This is a genomic window from Chordicoccus furentiruminis (assembly GCF_019355395.1).
In the GTDB taxonomy this organism is placed as follows: domain Bacteria; phylum Bacillota; class Clostridia; order Lachnospirales; family Lachnospiraceae; genus Chordicoccus; species Chordicoccus furentiruminis.
Genome location: NZ_CP048829.1, coordinates 986567 through 1002539 on the forward strand (window position 1 = coordinate 986567; position 15973 = coordinate 1002539).

The 15973-nt window shown below is 59.6% G+C and carries 15 protein-coding genes; 2 read left to right on the forward strand and 13 right to left on the reverse strand.

The genetic code is table 11. The features are described from left to right. The first annotated feature begins 3 nt into the window (after positions 1-3). Positions 4-948, forward strand: a complete 945-nt coding sequence (hprK, locus tag G4C92_RS04650; RefSeq protein ID WP_274941424.1) for an HPr(Ser) kinase/phosphatase — start codon at positions 4-6, stop codon at positions 946-948. A 39-nt stretch (positions 949-987) separates the two neighbouring features. Here the strand turns inward: hprK and G4C92_RS04655 are convergent, their stop codons facing one another. Next, on the reverse strand, positions 988-3402 hold the full coding sequence (locus tag G4C92_RS04655; protein WP_274941425.1) for a PBP1A family penicillin-binding protein: 2415 nt from the start codon (positions 3400-3402) through the stop codon (positions 988-990). Between the two features lie 141 nt (positions 3403-3543). Between G4C92_RS04655 and G4C92_RS04660 the strand changes: the two genes are divergently transcribed. Then, positions 3544-4191, forward strand: a complete 648-nt coding sequence (locus G4C92_RS04660; RefSeq protein WP_274941426.1) for an IMPACT family protein — start codon at positions 3544-3546, stop codon at positions 4189-4191. A 65-nt stretch (positions 4192-4256) separates the two neighbouring features. On the opposite strand, the gene uvrC is transcribed toward G4C92_RS04660, so the two are convergent. From uvrC to G4C92_RS04720, 12 genes are all read right to left on the reverse strand, one after another. Further along, positions 4257-6104 (reverse strand): excinuclease ABC subunit UvrC, encoded by a 1848-nt coding sequence (uvrC, locus tag G4C92_RS04665; RefSeq protein WP_274941956.1) that lies wholly within the window; start codon positions 6102-6104, stop codon positions 4257-4259. A 180-nt stretch (positions 6105-6284) separates the two neighbouring features. Beyond that, positions 6285-8699: an ATP-dependent zinc metalloprotease FtsH gene (gene ftsH, locus G4C92_RS04670; RefSeq protein WP_274941427.1), complete on the reverse strand. Its 2415-nt coding sequence runs from the start codon at positions 8697-8699 to the stop codon at positions 6285-6287. Between the two features lie 59 nt (positions 8700-8758). After that, on the reverse strand, positions 8759-10237 hold the full coding sequence (locus tag G4C92_RS04675) for a hypothetical protein (protein WP_274941428.1): 1479 nt from the start codon (positions 10235-10237) through the stop codon (positions 8759-8761). Positions 10238-10390: 153 nt separating this feature from the next. Then, a complete protein-coding gene (gene rplQ, locus G4C92_RS04680; protein ID WP_274941429.1) occupies positions 10391-10927 on the reverse strand; it encodes a 50S ribosomal protein L17 in 537 nt (178 codons plus the stop codon). A 141-nt stretch (positions 10928-11068) separates the two neighbouring features. Beyond that, the gene (locus tag G4C92_RS04685; RefSeq protein ID WP_274941430.1) at positions 11069-12031 is read right to left on the reverse strand and encodes a DNA-directed RNA polymerase subunit alpha; all 963 of its coding nucleotides are present in this window, start codon (positions 12029-12031) and stop codon (positions 11069-11071) included. Between the two features lie 118 nt (positions 12032-12149). Further along, positions 12150-12752 carry a 30S ribosomal protein S4 gene (gene rpsD / locus G4C92_RS04690; protein WP_274941431.1) on the reverse strand — a complete coding sequence of 201 codons (603 nt, stop codon included), beginning with the start codon at positions 12750-12752 and terminating at the stop codon, positions 12150-12152. A 122-nt stretch (positions 12753-12874) separates the two neighbouring features. Next, on the reverse strand, positions 12875-13279 hold the full coding sequence (rpsK, locus tag G4C92_RS04695) for a 30S ribosomal protein S11 (RefSeq protein WP_274941432.1): 405 nt from the start codon (positions 13277-13279) through the stop codon (positions 12875-12877). 52 nt (positions 13280-13331) lie between these two features. Next, a complete protein-coding gene (rpsM, locus tag G4C92_RS04700) occupies positions 13332-13700 on the reverse strand; it encodes a 30S ribosomal protein S13 (RefSeq protein ID WP_274941433.1) in 369 nt (122 codons plus the stop codon). Between the two features lie 310 nt (positions 13701-14010). Further along, the gene (gene rpmJ / locus G4C92_RS04705) at positions 14011-14124 is read right to left on the reverse strand and encodes a 50S ribosomal protein L36 (RefSeq protein ID WP_004604068.1); all 114 of its coding nucleotides are present in this window, start codon (positions 14122-14124) and stop codon (positions 14011-14013) included. Positions 14125-14266: 142 nt separating this feature from the next. Then, the gene (infA, locus tag G4C92_RS04710; protein WP_274941957.1) at positions 14267-14485 is read right to left on the reverse strand and encodes a translation initiation factor IF-1; all 219 of its coding nucleotides are present in this window, start codon (positions 14483-14485) and stop codon (positions 14267-14269) included. 28 nt (positions 14486-14513) lie between these two features. Next, positions 14514-15305: a type I methionyl aminopeptidase gene (gene map, locus G4C92_RS04715; RefSeq protein WP_274941958.1), complete on the reverse strand. Its 792-nt coding sequence runs from the start codon at positions 15303-15305 to the stop codon at positions 14514-14516. 1 nt (position 15306) lies between these two features. Continuing rightward, on the reverse strand, positions 15307-15951 hold the full coding sequence (locus G4C92_RS04720) for an adenylate kinase (RefSeq protein WP_274941434.1): 645 nt from the start codon (positions 15949-15951) through the stop codon (positions 15307-15309). Positions 15952-15973: the final 22 nt, after the last annotated feature.

The window sequence follows — 15973 nt, forward strand, 5'->3', positions numbered from 1 at the left end:
GAAATGAAAACCGTAGTCAGTCTTCAGAAACTGGCGGACGCGCTGAAGCTCCAGAATCTCACGCCCGAGATCGACATGAAGCAGATTCAGCTCACGACGCCGGACATCAACCGGCCGGCTCTTCAGCTGACCGGCTATTACGACCACTTCGTGAAAGAACGGGTTCAGATCATCGGGTACGTGGAATATTCCTATATCATGCAGCTGCCCGACGCCGAGCGGGAACGGATTTACGACCGTTTCATCTCGAGCGGGATTCCCTGCGTCATCTTCACGACGCTGACCGAGCCATCGGAGGACATGCTGTCGATCTCCCGGAAATACGGCGTGCCGACGCTGGTGACGGAACGCACGACCAGCTCCTTTATGGCGGAGATCATCCGCTGGCTGGGCGTGGAGCTGGCTCCCAGCATCTCCGTCCACGGCGTGCTGGTGGACGTCTACGGCGAGGGCGTCCTCATCATGGGCGAGAGCGGAATCGGGAAGAGCGAGGCCGCTCTTGAGCTGGTCCGCCGCGGACACCGTCTCGTGAGCGACGACGTCGTCGTCATCCGCAAGGTCTCCGACGTCACGCTGGTCGGCTCCGCGCCGAACCTCACGCGGCACTTCATCGAGCTGCGGGGCATCGGCATCATCGACGTGAAGACGCTCTACGGCGTCGAGCACGTGAAGGATACGCAGTCCATCGACCTCGTCATCAAGCTGGAGGACTGGAGCCGCGACCGCGAGTACGACCGTCTCGGCCTTCAGGAGGAATACACTGAGTTTCTCGGCAACAAGGTGGTCTGCCACTCGATTCCGATCCGGCCGGGCCGCAATCTTGCCGTCATTGTCGAAACCGCCGCGGTCAACCACCGCCAGAAGAAGATGGGCTACAATGCCGCGCAGGAGCTGTACCGCCGGGTACAGGAGAATATGTCCAACCCGAAAGGAACGGAGACGACCTGAGTCGTCTCCGTTTCTTTTCGCCATTTTTCATCCGTCCGTTCAGCCAACAGCCTGCGTACTGTCCCCGTCGTCCGGCTGTGAATCCGGTGTCCCCGAATCGCCGGATTCCGCCGGCGGAGGGGTTCCGGCCGGTTCGGAAGCCGGCGCGGAGCTGTCTGAATCGGCGGATGGCCTGGCCGAGTCCTCATCCGGATGCAGGACCGGCGCGTCCGGATTCTCCGTCGGCGTCACCACGGTGACCGCCGGTGTCGGCGCGGAGGTCACGGCTTTCTCGGGCGCCGATGTCGGATTTCCTTCCGGCGTCAGCGTCCGGGGCTCGTCCTGTCCTTCGCTTAAGAGTCCGTCCCCGTCCACATTGCAGATCTCCGTTGGCACATAGCGGTCCGCCACATAGTCGTCGCTGATGTACTGGCAGGTCTCGGACGGCAGCATGTTGGAAAGCCCGCACAGCTTCATCCGGCGGACCGTTTCCGGCTTCTCGAAATCCCGGACCGTCTCGTCCGCCGCGATCCGGTCCATGATCCGCTTCCAGAGGAGCTTGTGGGCGATCCGGCTCTGCTCCCCCTCCGGGATCACCGTGTTGTCATCATAGCCGTACCAGATGCCCATCGTATAGTAGGGCGTATAGCCGACAAACCAGAGGTCGCGGTAACTGGATGTCGTTCCGGTCTTACCGGCGACAGCCATCGCGCTGTCGAGTTGCAAGTCCGTACCGGTTCCGTCGGAGACGACGCCCTTCATCGCGTCCGTCAGGATCCACGCCGTCTCCCGGCTGATGACCTGCGTCTTTTCCGGCGACGAATTGTCGATGACCGTGTTCCCGTTCATGTCCGTGATCTTCGTGTAGAAGGCCGGCGGCATGTACACGCCTCCGTCTGCGATCGCCGCATAGGCCGCAGTCAGCTCCAGGTTCGTCACACCATTGGTGATGCCTCCCAGTGCCAGCGCCTGGCCCGCGTCCTTCTTCTCGTCGAGCGTCGTAAATCCGAATTTCTCCAGCATCTCGAGTCCTGCCTTCGGCGTGATCGCGGTCAGCACTTTGACGGCGACCACGTTGACGGAATGCACGATGGCCTGCCGGAGCGGAATCCAGCCCAGATAGCCCTCCTCCGCGTCATGTACCTCTGTGCCGTCCGCATACGCATACGGCTCATCACACTCGTACGAGCCGATCGTCCGCTTGCCGCTGTCGATCGCGGGCGCGTAGGTCGAGAGGATCTTGAAGGTCGAGCCGGGCTGACGTTTCACGCTGACCGCCCGGTTCAGCGTCAGCGACGCGGTCTTTTTCCCGCTGCCTCCTACGATCGCCTTCACGGCTCCGGTGGACTGATCCATCAGGACGAGAGACGACTCCGACCCTTCCGCGAATTCCGTCATGGCGGCGTACTCCTCGTCGCAGATCGCCTGAAGGGACTGGTCCTGCGTCGTATAGATCCGGAGGCCGCCCGAATACAGAAGCTGGTAGGCCTGCGTCTCGGAATAGCCGCCCCTCTCCTCAAGATCCTTCACCACCTGGCCGGTCAGCGCGTCGACGAACCACGAGTATACCGTGTTCTCCGTCGTCCGGGCGGCTTCCTGCGCGTCCGCAATTTCCTGATAAACGTCGTCAGCAAGGCATTCGTTCATCTCGGTCTGCTTGATGTAGCCCTGCTCCGCCATCTTCGTGAGCACGCGCTTCCGCCGCTCCGCGTTGGCCTCTGGGTGCCTGATCGGATTGTACTTCGCCGGATTCTGCGTGATGCCTGCGATCACGGTCGCCTCGGAGAGGCTGAGAGCCGACACATCCTTGTTGAAATACTTTCTCGACGCGGCCTCCACGCCGTAGGTTCCGGCTCCGAGGTTGATCGTATTGAGGTAATTCTCGAGAATCAGGTCCTTGTTCTTCAGCTTTTTCTCAAGCTTCACCGCGAGATACTGCTCCTGCACCTTGCGCTTGAGCTTCTCCAGCATCGTCGTCTCGCCGGTCCAGTCCGTGAAGACATTGTTCTTGATCAGCTGCTGCGTGATCGTGCTCGCACCCTCTGAGAAATGGAAGCCGTTTCGGACGCCCTGCACCGCCGCCCGCAGGATGCCGCGGATATCGATCCCTCCGTGCTGATAGAACCGCTCGTCCTCGATCGCGACCACCGCGTGCTGAAGAGAGACCGGCACCTGACTGAGCGAAACCGCGGTCCGGTTGGAATCCGAGGTCGTCAGCTTCTGCATCTGGCGTCCGTCCGCGTCATAGATGTAGGTTGCATATCCGCTGGGGGAGATGCTGATCGAATCCACGTCAGGCGCGCTGGAAATCCACCCGCTGATGACGCCGGCCGCCGCTGCCCCTCCGATCACAAGCAGAAAAAGGACCGCAAAAAGGAAGCCCCGCAGCACGCTGCGGATCACGCCTCTCTTCTTTCGCGGCCGTCTTTTTCTGAATTTTCCGTCTTCATGTTTCGAATTGGCTTTGCTTTTCATGCCGCCATTATACCATCGGAGCCGGTTCTTTCCAAGAATCCGCGATGGAATTCACATTCTGCCGCCGGGTGCATTTTCTGCTATAATGACGTGGAACATGCAGCCGCCGTCCCCTGCCATCTGAAAGAAAGGAACGCAGACTTGGACTTCCGAACCATCCGAACCAACGGCACGTCCGAAATCATCGAAAAAAAATCACGCTTCCTCGGGGAAGCGGTCCGCGTCGGCACGCCGGACGAGGCGGAGGCGTATCTCGCCTCTGTCCGGAAGCGCTATTACGACGCCCGTCACCGCTGCTTCGCCTATGTCGCCGGCGAGCCCGGCTCTCCGGCGGAGGTGACACGCACCAGCGACGACGGCGAGCCCTCGGGCACAGCTGGCCGGCCGATGCTGGAGGTTCTGACCGGCCGCGGACTGCACGGCTGTCTGCTGGTCGTCACCCGCTACTTCGGCGGCACGCTGCTCGGCACCGGCGGACTCGTCCGGGCCTACACGGCCGCAGCCCGTGACGCCGTCGGGGCCGCGGGAATCGTCACCGTCCGCCAGGGCGTCCGTCTGCGCATCCGCTGCCCCTACACACAGCTGGGCCGGCTGTCCTACCGTCTCGCGAAGGAGGGGATCCCGGTGACCGGCACCGAATACGGCGAGGGCGTGACCGTCGAAGTCCTTCCCGCCGCCGGCCGGAAGGACTTCGTCCTTGCCCTGGTCACCGAGCTGACCGACGGCGCCGGCCAGGTCGAGGTTCTCGGGCCGGCCGTCTTCGAGGAGCCCTGCGGCGAAGAGGGCTGACCGGTCTCTCAGGAATCCGTCCTGCCCGCTGAAGGCTCCTCCGGAGGTCGGCGCCTCATCGTCTCTCAGGCCTCTTCCGTACCGGCGTTGGCCCGTGTCCCGTTTCCGGACGGTTCCGGATGGAAGAACGCGTACACTTTCGCCGCCGCCGCGGCGTTCATTGAGGGCGCATGCTTCAGCTCGTCCAGCGACGCGTCACGGATTCCCTCCGCCGACCCGAAGGCGCGGAGCAGCGCCTTTCTGCGGACGGTTCCGATCCCTTCAATGTCATCCAGAACCGAGCGGACCTGGCCCTTGCTGCGAAGCAGGCGATGGTACTCGATCGCGAACCGGTGCGCCTCGTCCTGAATCCGTGTGATCAGCCGGAAGCCCTCCGAATCCCGCCGGATCGGCACCTCCCGCTCCCGGTACCAGAGTCCCCGCGTCCGGTGATAGTCGTCTTTCACCATCCCGGCCACCGGGATCGCCAGCTGCATAGCATGCAGCACCTTCTCCGCGATATGCACCTGGCCGCGTCCGCCGTCCATCAGGATCAGATCCGGCAGCCGCGAAAAACCGGCTGATCCGTCCTTCGCCCGCTGAAAGCGCCTCGTCAGCACTTCCTCCATCGACGCGTAGTCATTCGGCCCCTGCACCGTGCGGATTCGGAACTTCCGGTAATCCGTCCGCTTCGGCCTGCCCTGATCGTAGACGACCATCGATCCCACCGATTCAAATCCGCTGATGTTCGAGATGTCATACGCTTCCATCCGGTCCGCCGATTCAAGGCCGAGCAGATCCGCGATCTCCCGGACCGCCCCGACTGTCCGGAGCGCCTCGCGCTGCATCCGTTCCCGGTCGCGCTGGAGCGCGTTGACTGCGTTCTCCCGTGCCATCTCCACCAGTTTCTCCTTCATGCCCCGCTGCGGCACCCGGATCGAAACTTTGCTTCCTCGGCGCTTCGTGAGCCACTCTTCAAGCAGCGCACGCTCCGGCACGTCTTGCTCGAGCATCAGCTCCTTCGGGACGAACGGCGTGCCCGCATAGTACTGGGCGATGAAGTTCCGGAGGATCCGGGCCGGATCGTCGGTGTCCTCCGCGGTCAGGAAGAAATGCTCCCGTCCGATCAGCTTTCCGTCCCGGACGAAAAAGACCTGAGCCACCGCTTCCGTCCGCCCCATCGAGCTGTTGGCTTCCTTCACCGTGTCCGCGGCCAGCGCGATCACGTCGCGGTCGTTGCCGTCAGATCCGGTGATCTTCTGTCTTTCCCCGATCACGCGAATGCTCTGAATGAGGTCGCGGCACGCGGCGGCTTCCTCATACTGCATCGCCCCGGACGCTTCTTCCATTCGCCGTGTCAGACGGCTGATCTCATCCTTCGTGTTGCCATTGAGAAAGTCAACCGCCTGCTCCACCCGTTTCCTGTAGCTTTCTTCCGGGATATTGCCCTGGCAGGGCGCGTCGCACTGGCCGATGTAATAATTCAGGCAGGGCCGTTCCCGGGCGGGCTGACCGGGCACGATCTGCTTCGAGCAGGAGCGGATGCGGTACAGCCGCCGCACGAGATCGATCATGTCATGCACAGCGCCCGCCGTCGGATACGGGCCGTAGTACTTCGACGCATCCTTCTTCATCCGCCGCGCCATCACGACTCTCGGATACGCTTCGCCCAGCGTCACGCGGATAAACGGATAGCTCTTGTCGTCCTTGAGCATCGTGTTGTACTTCGGCCGGTTCTCCTTAATCAGATTCGACTCGAGCACCAGCGCCTCCAGCTCCGAGTCTGTGACGATATACTCGAAATGATCAATCTGGGACACCATGCGGATCACCTTCGGCGTCTTATTCTTCTGGCTCTGGAAGTACTGCCGCACCCGGTTCCGGAGGTTCACAGCCTTGCCGACATAGATGATCTCATCCTTCGCGTTGTGCATGATATAGACGCCGGGGGCGGCGGGCAGCTTCTTCAGCTCCTCGCTGATTACAAACGGTTCCTCCTCGCTCACTGCTTCTCCCTTCTGACGCTTTCACCGTCTGATACGGCTTCAGCCCGTCCGCCGCGGTTCCCCGCGGCGGACGGGCTGATTCGGTCTCACTGTCATGTCACGGTTCTTTCAGATCTTCCGGATGGAATCCCAGAAATCCTGGTCCTCCGGCTCTCCGTCTTCCCCGGATCCGTTCGCTTCCGCCCTGTTCCCGGGGGCCTCTTCCGTTTCCGGCTCTGGTCCGGACTCATCCCGTTCTTCGGATCGTTCGGCTTCTTCCTGCGTCCGGCGGCGTTCCTCGACCACCGCCTTCACACTCGCCGCCAGTTCCTCCTCGGTCGAGCGCACGGCGGCTTCCGGAGACTCAGCCGGCTCCTCCGTCTCTGCGGTCCGTTCCGGCTCCTCGTCCGGCTCTGCGTCCGCATCCTCCGGATCCGGATGATGACCGGTCTCCGGCACCGGCATTTTCTCCTCCGGCCCTGCCTGATCTTCCGTGCCCGGCTCCGGCACGTCATTCCGCTGCTCTCCCGGAGCGTTTCCTGCGGTCTGCGATTCAGCACGGTTCTCCGGCGCCGGCGCTTCGTTCACAGCCCCGGCACCGTCACTCTTCTGCCCGGCTTCCGCCGTTTTCTCAGCCTGCTCCGGAGAGCCCGGCTCTCCGCCGTCATCCGCCGGTCCGTCGGGATCCGGGATTCCCTCGCACTCCCGGTAGATCCGCATGAATTCCTTCCCGGTGATCGTCTCCCTCTCGATGAGGAAGGCGGCGATGCGGTCCATCGTCTTCCGGTGCGCCCTGAGAAGGGCCAGTGACTGGTCATACGAGCGCTTCAGCAGCGCCATCACCTCGTGGTCGATCTCCGTCGCCGTCTCGTCGCCGCAGTTCAGCACCGCGCGGCCGTCCAGATACTGGCTTTCCTGAGAGGCGAGCCCCATCAGCCCGAACTTCTCGGACATGCCGTACTGTGTGATCATCGCACGCGCGATGGCCGTCGCCTGCTCGATGTCGTTGGCGGCACCCGTCGTCACAGTATCGAAGACGATCTCCTCGGCCGCCCGTCCACCCAGCGCCACCACAAGCCGGGCCTCCAGCTCCTTCTTCGTGCTGAGGAATTTTTCCTCCTCCGGAACCTGCATGACGTAGCCGAGCGCGCCCATCGTGCGGGGAATGATCGTGATTTTCTGAACCGGCTCCGCGTTTTTCTGAAGAGCCGTGAGCAGCGCGTGCCCCACTTCATGGTACGAGACGATCCGGCGTTCCTCTTTTCCGAGGATCCGGTCCTTCTTCTCCTTGCCTACGAGTACAATCTCGACCGCGTCCTGCAGATCCTTCTGAGAGACAGCCCTGCGTCCGTTTTTGACCGCGAGAATCGCCGCCTCGTTGATCATGTTGGCAAGATCGGAACCGACGGCGCCGCCTGTGGCCAGCGCGATGGCGTCGAGATCCACCGTGTCGTCCATCGCCACATCCTTCGCGTGCACCTTGAGAATCGCGACGCGGCCTTTGAGATCCGGCCGGTCCACAATAATCCGCCGGTCGAAGCGGCCCGGACGAAGCAGCGCGGGATCCAGCACCTCCGGCCGGTTCGTCGCCGCCAGAATCAGAAGTCCCTTCGAGGAGTCAAATCCGTCCATTTCCGCGAGGAGCTGATTCAGCGTCTGCTCCCGCTCGTCATTTCCGCCGAACCGGCCGCTGTCTCTCGTCTTGCCGATGGCGTCAATCTCATCGATGAAGATGATGCAGGGGGCGTTCTTCTTCGCCTCCTCAAAAAGATCACGGACCCGGCTCGCTCCGACGCCGACAAACATCTCGACAAATTCGGAGCCGGACAGCGAGAAAAACGGAACGTTCGCCTCCCCGGCAACCGCTTTCGCCAGCAGGGTTTTGCCGGTGCCCGGAGGGCCGACCAGAAGCGCGCCCTTCGGCAGCTTCGCGCCGATCTCCACGTAGCGGCCCGGATTGTGCAGGAAGTCCACCACTTCCTGAAGGCTCTCCTTCGCTTCATCCTCGCCGGCCACGTCCTTGAACGTCACGCCGGTGTTCTTTTGAACATAGGATTTGGCCCTGCTTTTTCCGATGTTCATCATCCCGCCGCCGCGGTTCATGCGCCCCATCAGAATATTCATGAGCACGAGGAAGAAGATGAACGGGATCAGGAAGCTGAGCAGTGTTTCCAGCACTCCCATCGCAACGCTGTTCGCCTTCTTTTCAAAGGTGACGCCCGCCTTCTCCAGCCGGGTCGTCAGCGCGGTGACATCCTCCGTCCTCGTCGTGTAGTACTTCACAATCACAGGTGATCCGGAGGCAGATTTCGGCGTGATATCAATGGTGTCCGTGTTGATCACGACCTTCCTGACCTCGCCGCTGTCCAGCATCCTGATAAACTCGTCATACGAGATCTTTCTCGACGACGAATCGGCGAACAGCCCGGAAAACAGGCTCATACAGAGCATGCTGACGAGGATGCATACCAGAAGGATCAGAAGAGACTGTCTGTTGTTCCGGTTGCCGCCCCCGCGAGGCTGCTGGTTATTCTGATTGTCCATAACTCTCCTTTGCTTCTCCGGGCCCCGGAGTCATCATCCCGCCGGTTCCGTTTCCTGGATCATGTCAGCAGATCCGGATAACGTGTCAGCGCCGCCGCGTAGAAATTTCCGAGGGCCGACTGTTCGTCCGTCTCCCCCTTAAAGTACGGAAGGTAGGAAGCCTCCAGAATCTGCTTCAGCCCGTCGTCATAGTCTGTCCTGTGCTCGACGCTGACCTTTCCGGCCGCCCTCAGCCAGATACCGAACGGGTTCTCGCCTCCGAGAACCGCGTTTGTCAGCGTCCGGTCCGAGGCGGCCTGCTCCATCACGCTCCGGTTGTTGACCGCGATTCCGGTCCGGGTCAGCATATCCATCATGCTTTCCTCACCGGTTGTCAGCGTCTGCATCACCCGTTTCGTCAGTTCTTTGTTGTCGCTCCCTGCGGCTGCGCACAGCCATGAGGCGCCGTCGAGACAGCTGCCCGGACCGCCGGTTACCGCCCAGTCGCCGGCCTTTCCGCTGTCCGTTCCGGCAAGTGTTGTACGGATCTCCGCCGGCGTCAGACAGAATCCGAAGACCCTGCTGTTCTTCGCCATATCGGCGACCCACTCCTCCGAGCCCCGTTCCGTCCCGTGCACATATCCCGTCTCCGCATCAGATCGGGTTCTGCGGATCCATTCCACAACCGCGTCATCAAAACGGAGGGCATTTTCCTCATCCACCCACGGGGCGGACGCTTCCGCTGCACAGATGTCATAAAATTCCATCCATGAGGAATACATCTGATATCCCGACGTCTTCATTTTAGCCGCCGTCTGCTCAAAGGCATCCCAGTTCTGCACAGCGGCCCCGACTCTGGAGGGATCGTCCGTACCGAGCACCTCCTTCGCGATGGAACGTCGGTAAACCCAGGCGCACACCGGCAGCTCATACGTCACGGCTCTCTGCTCTCCGTCCGCCCCCTTTGCCAGCGTGCGAAGCGGCTCGAACTGGCTGACGAGATCGCTCTCCGACAAACCGATTTCCCCGGCCGTCATCGCGACCTCCTGATCGCCCTGACAGTACTTGGGCAGCAAATTCGTTCCGACCGTGAACAGGTCGATCCGGTCCTCCGCGTTCAGCTCGTCTACGCGGCTCAGTTCTTGGTCGAGATACGCCTGATATTCCTCATCAGGCGCATTCAGGACCGTCCAGTCGATCTCAATCTCCCCGATGGCTCCCTTGAGTCTCGTGACTCGCGAGGCTTTTTCTCTGACTTTTTCCCCTCCGTCCTTATATCCGGCGATCTGAGCGCCGAACCGTTCCGGAAGCGTCATGTCCTGACAGACAATCCGGTAATGCGAGCCCTGAGGATGGAGAACCTCCGTCAGATCCGGCACGCCGGGAGGCGCCTCCGCCTCCGAATCGACTGAGGCGGAATCGGCTGCATCCAGTCCCTCTTTCCGGGAAACAGCCGTCCAGTCCGCTGCAGAGGCGCGGGCCGGGGAAGGGAAGAGCGCCGCAGCGCAAACCGCAAGAAACAGGGCTGATCCGGTGCACAGCATATGTCTTCCAGTCAAGCAAACGCCTCCCTTCCCATCCGCATAAATCGAATCCATTATGACACGGAGAGCCGGAAAACTCAACCGCGGTCGGACACACCGGGTGTCCCGGGAACTGCAAAAGGGCCGGCACTGCGTGCCGACCCTCCGTTTCGTTATGCTTTTTCCGATTTATACCAGCTCGAGCAGAACCTTCATCGCGCCGTCTCCGGGACGCTGGGCGATCTTCACGATTCTCGTGTAGCCGCCGTTGCGCTTCTCGTACTTCGGAGCGATCTCGTCAAACATCTTCTGGGCGAGATCAATCTTCTTCGTGCCTTTCTTGCGGCCTTTGCCCGCGGTCGGAACCTCAACGACCGGATAGAACACCCGGTTCATCTTCCGTCTTGCGTGCAGTCTGGACGGAGCGTCCTTCTTGATTTCCTTCTGCTCCTCGAGGTAGACGGTGACCTTTCTGCCGTCCTTCTCTTCCTTCACCCGCTTGCCCTCCGCGTCCTTCTGCGGAACCTTCGCGGTGACCGTCACGGTTTCGAAATTGTCCTTCTCCCTGACAGCGAGTGCGATCAGCCCTTCCGCGATCCTCGAAACTTCCTTCGCCTTGGACTCGGTGGTGACGATTTTTCCGTGATAGATCAGGCTTGTGACCTGGCTGCGAAGAAGCGCCTTTCTCTGAGCGGTTGTTCTGCTGAGTTTTCTGTAACCTGACATGTTTCTTATCCTCCTCATGCGGCGCGCGGCGCCATGCTCTTCGGTCTTACTGACGCCGCGTGAAAAGCCGTGATTGTTCCGATATCGCACCGGCGGTCATCCGGCGCGCATCTGCTGATATCATTCGCCTGAGCGGGCCGCTCAGGCCTCCTCGCTCTCCCGGAGGGAAAGCCCGAGCTCCTTGAGCTTGGCGAGAACCTCCTCAAGGGACTTCCGTCCGAGATTTCGAACCTTCATCATATCCTCCGGCGTCCGGCTGCAAAGCTCTTCCACCGTGTTGATGCCGGCTCTCTTGAGGCAGTTGTAGGAACGGACGGAAAGCTCAAGCTCATCGATATTCATCTCGAGAGCCTTCTCCTTCTCGTCGTTCTCCTTCTCACTCATGATCTCCGCGGTTCTGGCCGTATCCGTCAGATCGATGAACAGCTTGAGATGCTCGCTGAGCACCTTCGCCGCCAGACTGACCGCCTCCTCGGGGCTGAGCGTACCGCGTGTCCAGACATCAAGGGTCAGCTTGTCGAAATCGGTCTGCTGGCCGACACGCGTATTCTCCACATTCATGTTCACGCGGTCGATCGGCGTGTAGATCGCATCCACGGCGATCTCTCCGATCGGCTGGTCGCTCTTCTTGCCCTTGTCAGCGCTGACGTAGCCCCGGCCCTTCGTGATCGTCATTTCCATATTCAGCTTGCTGTTCGGACCGCCGTCCAGCGTCGCGATCACCTGATCCGGGTTCATGATTTCGATGTCAGAATCGACCTGAATGTCGGACGCTCTGACCACGCCTTCGCCCTCATACTCAATGTAGGCTGTCTTCGGCTCATCCGTCTCGGACGTATTCCGGATCGCAAGCGATTTGAGATTCATGATAATCTCGGACACGTCTTCCTTAACGCCAGGGATCGGACTGAATTCATGAAGCACACCGTCGATCTTCACCCGGCTGACAGCCGCACCCGGGAGCGAGGAGAGCATGATTCTGCGAAGCGAATTGCCAAGCGTCGTGCCGTAGCCGCGCTCAAGCGGCTCCACGACGAACCGGCCGAAACGCTTGTCGGGTGACAGCTCCTCGATCGTAATCTTCGGTTTATTAAAATCGAACACTTGAATCCCTCCTTAAGGATAATAAGTGACTTTTGAAGGGTGCCAGAAATGACAGACAACAGGCGGCCGGAACCGTTTCCCGAAAATCGGGACACGGCGGTCCGGCTGCCCGGTTCGATTACTTGGAATACAGCTCGACGATGCGCATCTCATCAACCGGCACATCGATGACTTCTCTGGTCGGCGCGTCCTTGACCGTACCTTCCAGCTTCTCCGGATCCGCCTCGAGCCAGTCCGGAACCGCTCTGCCGGATGTAGCCGCCAGAATGCCGTTCTCAGCTCTGTAGCGCGGAGAGGATTTCTTGCTCTCCTTGATCTCGACCTTGTCGCCGGCCTTCACCTGATAGGACGGAATGTTGACAAGCTTTCCGTTGACCAGCACATGTCTGTGGTCGACGATCTGACGTGCCTCTCTTCTCGTTCTCGCGAAGCCGAGACGGAAGATCACGTTGTCGAGGCGCATCTCCAGAAGACGCATCAGGTTCTCGCCGGTCATGCCTTCCATCCGGTCCGCCTTCTCGTAATAGTTGCGGAACGGCTTCTCAAGCACGCCGTAGATGAACTTCGCCTTCTGCTTCTCACGAAGCTGGACGCCGTATTCAGAGACCTTTCTGCTGGATCTCTTCAGTTCTCTGTTGGATTTCTTATCGATACCGAGATATGTCGGCTCAAGTCCGAGTGATCTGCATCTCTTGAGGACAGGTGTTCTGTTAACTGCCATCTTATTTATGGACCTCCTAAATTCGTACCTGCGGTTATTTCCATCTGCGGGTCCGCCGGCTCACCGGCGTCCCGGTCCGTGTCCGAACGGTTTCAAGCGCTGTCATGGAAGACAGCCGGGAATCAGACGCGTCTCCTCTTCGGCGGGCGGCAGCCGTTGTGCGGCACCGGTGTGCAATCCTCAATGGAGAGAACCTGCAGTCCGGCCGCGGAAAGCGCACGGATCGCTGCTTCTCTTCCTGAACCCGGTCCCTTGACGAAAACATCAACCGTCTTCAGACCGTGAACCAGCGCTGCCTTCGTCGCTGTCTCAGCCGCCATCTGCGCTGCGTAGGGAGTAGATTTCCTTGAACCGCGGAAGCCCAGGCCGCCTGCGGAAGCCCAGGAGAGTGCATTTCCCTGCGCATCCGTCAGTGTCACGATCGTATTATTGAAGGATGACTGAATATGAGCCTGTCCATGTTCAACGTTTTTTCTGACACGGCGCTTGCTTGCCGCCGTCTTCTTCGTATTCTTGTTAGCTGCCATAAAAACTAACCTACTTTCCTTTCTGGAATCCCGATTCTATCGAATGAATAATTTACTTCTTCTTGTTCGCAACCGTACGCCTCGGTCCTTTGCGCGTACGGGCGTTGTTCTTTGTGTTCTGGCCGCGGACCGGCAGACCTTTTCTGTGACGGATGCCTCTGTAGCATCCGATTTCCTGCAGACGCTTGATATTCATCGCCACTTCACGGCGGAGATCACCTTCGACCGTGCAGGTTCTGTCCATCACGTCCTTGATCTTGCCGACTTCCTCATCGGTCAGATCACGGACTCGCGTATCCGGATTGACACCGGCTTCCGCAAGAATCTTGTTGGATGTGGTGCGGCCGATTCCATAAATATAGGTCAGTCCGATCTCCACACGCTTGTCTCTCGGTAAATCCACTCCAGCTAAACGAGCCATTGTGTTTCCTCCTTGCAATATACCTGATGATGTAGTGATACCCCTTGCGGGTGTCCTAATTGGGGTTCCGGGGATATCGGAACCCAGCCGTGACTGATGCTCATCATTTCGACAGCTTCCGGGAAATGCAGACGTCCGCCGTCCCGTCACGGCCTTTCCGGTGAAATGACGCACCGGTATTAAGCACTATATATCGGCCAAAAGCCGTCATCCGAAGGAGACGCCCATTTCGCTGATCTATAGTCAACAGCCTGAGCAGCCGCGCTCGCAGACTGTTATGCGCTTAAATAATGAAGATATACGACAGGCATCAGCCCTGTCTCTGTTTGTGCTTCGGATTCTCGCAGATAATGCGGATCGATCCCTTTCTCTTGATTACCTTGCACTTCTCGCACATCGGCTTTACTGAAGATCTGACCTTCATGACGAACCTCCTTTTCTGTTTTTTCGCGCACGAATACCCAAAAAGCGCGATATATATAATATCACGCTTTTTGGGCAGATGCAATCCGTTTTTTCATTTAAATCAGAACCCGGCGCCGTACATAACCGGGATATCCGGTCCCTTACTTGTCTCTCCAGATGATCCGGCCCTTGTCGAGATCATACGGCGAGAGCTCGATCGTGACCTTGTCCCCCGGAAGGATCCTGATGAAATTCATTCTCAGCTTCCCGCTGATATGAGCCAGCACGACATGCTTGTTCTCCAGCTCTACCCGGAACATGGCGTTTGGCAGCTTTTCCAGCACTCTGCCCTCGACTTCGATCGCATCGGACTTTGCCATTTGCTTGTACTCCTCCTCGTTTAATCGTTCATGCATGCATCGTTCGGATCAGTTCACGTTCATCGAAGCCGGTGCATGTAAGCAGCTCCGGGTCTCCGTCCGTGATCAGAACGGTATTTTCGTAGTGGGCAGAAGGCTCCCGGTCGGCGGTTCTGACAGTCCACCCGTCGCTCATCCACTCGATTTCCTTTGTGCCGAGATTGATCATCGGCTCAATCGCGAGGACCATGCCGGGCACCAGCAGGATTCCTCTTCCCTTCTGACGGTAGTTCGGGATCTGCGGCGGCTCGTGAAGATGCGTTCCGATCCCATGCCCGCAAAGCTCCTCAACGACACCGTACCCCCGCTCTGCGGCATACGCCCCGATCGCGGCCGAGATCTCGTAAAGATGATGGCCGGCACGGGCGAAGCGCATTCCCTCAAAGAAGCTCATCCGGGTATCCTCGACGAGCCGTTCCGTCTCGGTTGCGGCGCGTCCGACAATCCATGTCCGCGCCGCGTCGGAGTGGTAGCCCTTCCAGATGAGTCCTGCGTCAAGGGATACGATGTCTCCCTCCTTCAGTATCCTGTCATCAGACGGAATCCCGTGAACCACCTCGTCATTGACGGAGACGCAGATCGAGGCGGGATATCCGTCATAATCAAGAAAATTCGGAACACCCCCGAGTTCTCTGATCTTACGGTCCCCGGCGCGATTGATCTCCGCTGTTGATACCCCCGGCCTGATCATGGCATGCAGAGCCTGATGAACCAGTTCAAGCAAATGGCCCGATTCGCGCATCAGCGCGATTTCTTCATCGGTTCGGATCACAACGGGCATCTTATTCACCCAGCTTCTCCAGAATCGCGCTGAATACGTCGTCCATGGACTGCGTGCCGTCTACTGTGACGAGAACCTTCTTATCCTTATAATAGTCAATCAGCGGCTGCGTCTGGGCGTGATAAACATCGAGACGATTCTTAACGGTCTCCGGACGGTCATCATCCCGGAGCACCAGCTTTCCGCCGCAGCGGTCGCAGACATCCTCTTTCTTCGGCGGATTGTAGACGACATGATAGGTCGCCCCGCAGGAAACACAGGCTCTCCTTCCGCCCATGCGGGAAATGATATGCTCGTCAGGCACCTCAATGTCGACAGCGAAATCGATCGGTGTTCCGGCCTTTCTCACTGCCTCGTCAAGCGCCTCGGCCTGCGGGATCGTGCGCGGGAATCCATCCAGAATGAAGCCTTCCCCGCAGTCCGGCTGCGCGATACGGTCCGCTACGAGATCGCAGACAAGTTCGTCCGGCACGAGCTCTCCGGCATCCATATAGCTCTTAGCCTTTTTGCCCAGTTCCGTTCCGTTCTTGATGTTCGCCCGGAAGATGTCGCCGGTTGAAATATGCGGGATCCGGAAACGTTCGGCCACTCTGGCAGCCTGCGTTCCCTTGCCGGCGCCCGGGGCTCCTAGCATGATCAGTCTCATTCGAACCTCCTCTTCTGTCGGA

Excerpts from the sequence above, each read along its gene's own strand:
- hprK (WP_274941424.1), top strand. The coding sequence starts at position 4 with ATGAAAACCGTAGTCAGTCTTCAGAAACTGGCGGACGCGCTGAAGCTC.
- G4C92_RS04655 (WP_274941425.1), bottom strand. The coding sequence starts at position 3,402 with ATGAAAAGCAAAGCCAATTCGAAACATGAAGACGGAAAATTCAGAAAA.
- uvrC (WP_274941956.1), bottom strand. The coding sequence starts at position 6,104 with ATGCACAACGCGAAGGATGAGATCATCTATGTCGGCAAGGCTGTGAAC.
- ftsH (WP_274941427.1), bottom strand. The coding sequence starts at position 8,699 with ATGGACAATCAGAATAACCAGCAGCCTCGCGGGGGCGGCAACCGGAAC.
- rplQ (WP_274941429.1), bottom strand. The coding sequence starts at position 10,927 with ATGTCAGGTTACAGAAAACTCAGCAGAACAACCGCTCAGAGAAAGGCG.
- rpsD (WP_274941431.1), bottom strand. The coding sequence starts at position 12,752 with ATGGCAGTTAACAGAACACCTGTCCTCAAGAGATGCAGATCACTCGGA.
- rpsK (WP_274941432.1), bottom strand. The coding sequence starts at position 13,279 with ATGGCAGCTAACAAGAATACGAAGAAGACGGCGGCAAGCAAGCGCCGT.
- rpsM (WP_274941433.1), bottom strand. The coding sequence starts at position 13,700 with ATGGCTCGTTTAGCTGGAGTGGATTTACCGAGAGACAAGCGTGTGGAG.
- rpmJ (WP_004604068.1), bottom strand. The coding sequence starts at position 14,124 with ATGAAGGTCAGATCTTCAGTAAAGCCGATGTGCGAGAAGTGCAAGGTA.
- infA (WP_274941957.1), bottom strand. The coding sequence starts at position 14,485 with ATGGCAAAGTCCGATGCGATCGAAGTCGAGGGCAGAGTGCTGGAAAAG.
- map (WP_274941958.1), bottom strand. The coding sequence starts at position 15,305 with ATGCCCGTTGTGATCCGAACCGATGAAGAAATCGCGCTGATGCGCGAA.
- G4C92_RS04720 (WP_274941434.1), bottom strand. The coding sequence starts at position 15,951 with ATGAGACTGATCATGCTAGGAGCCCCGGGCGCCGGCAAGGGAACGCAG.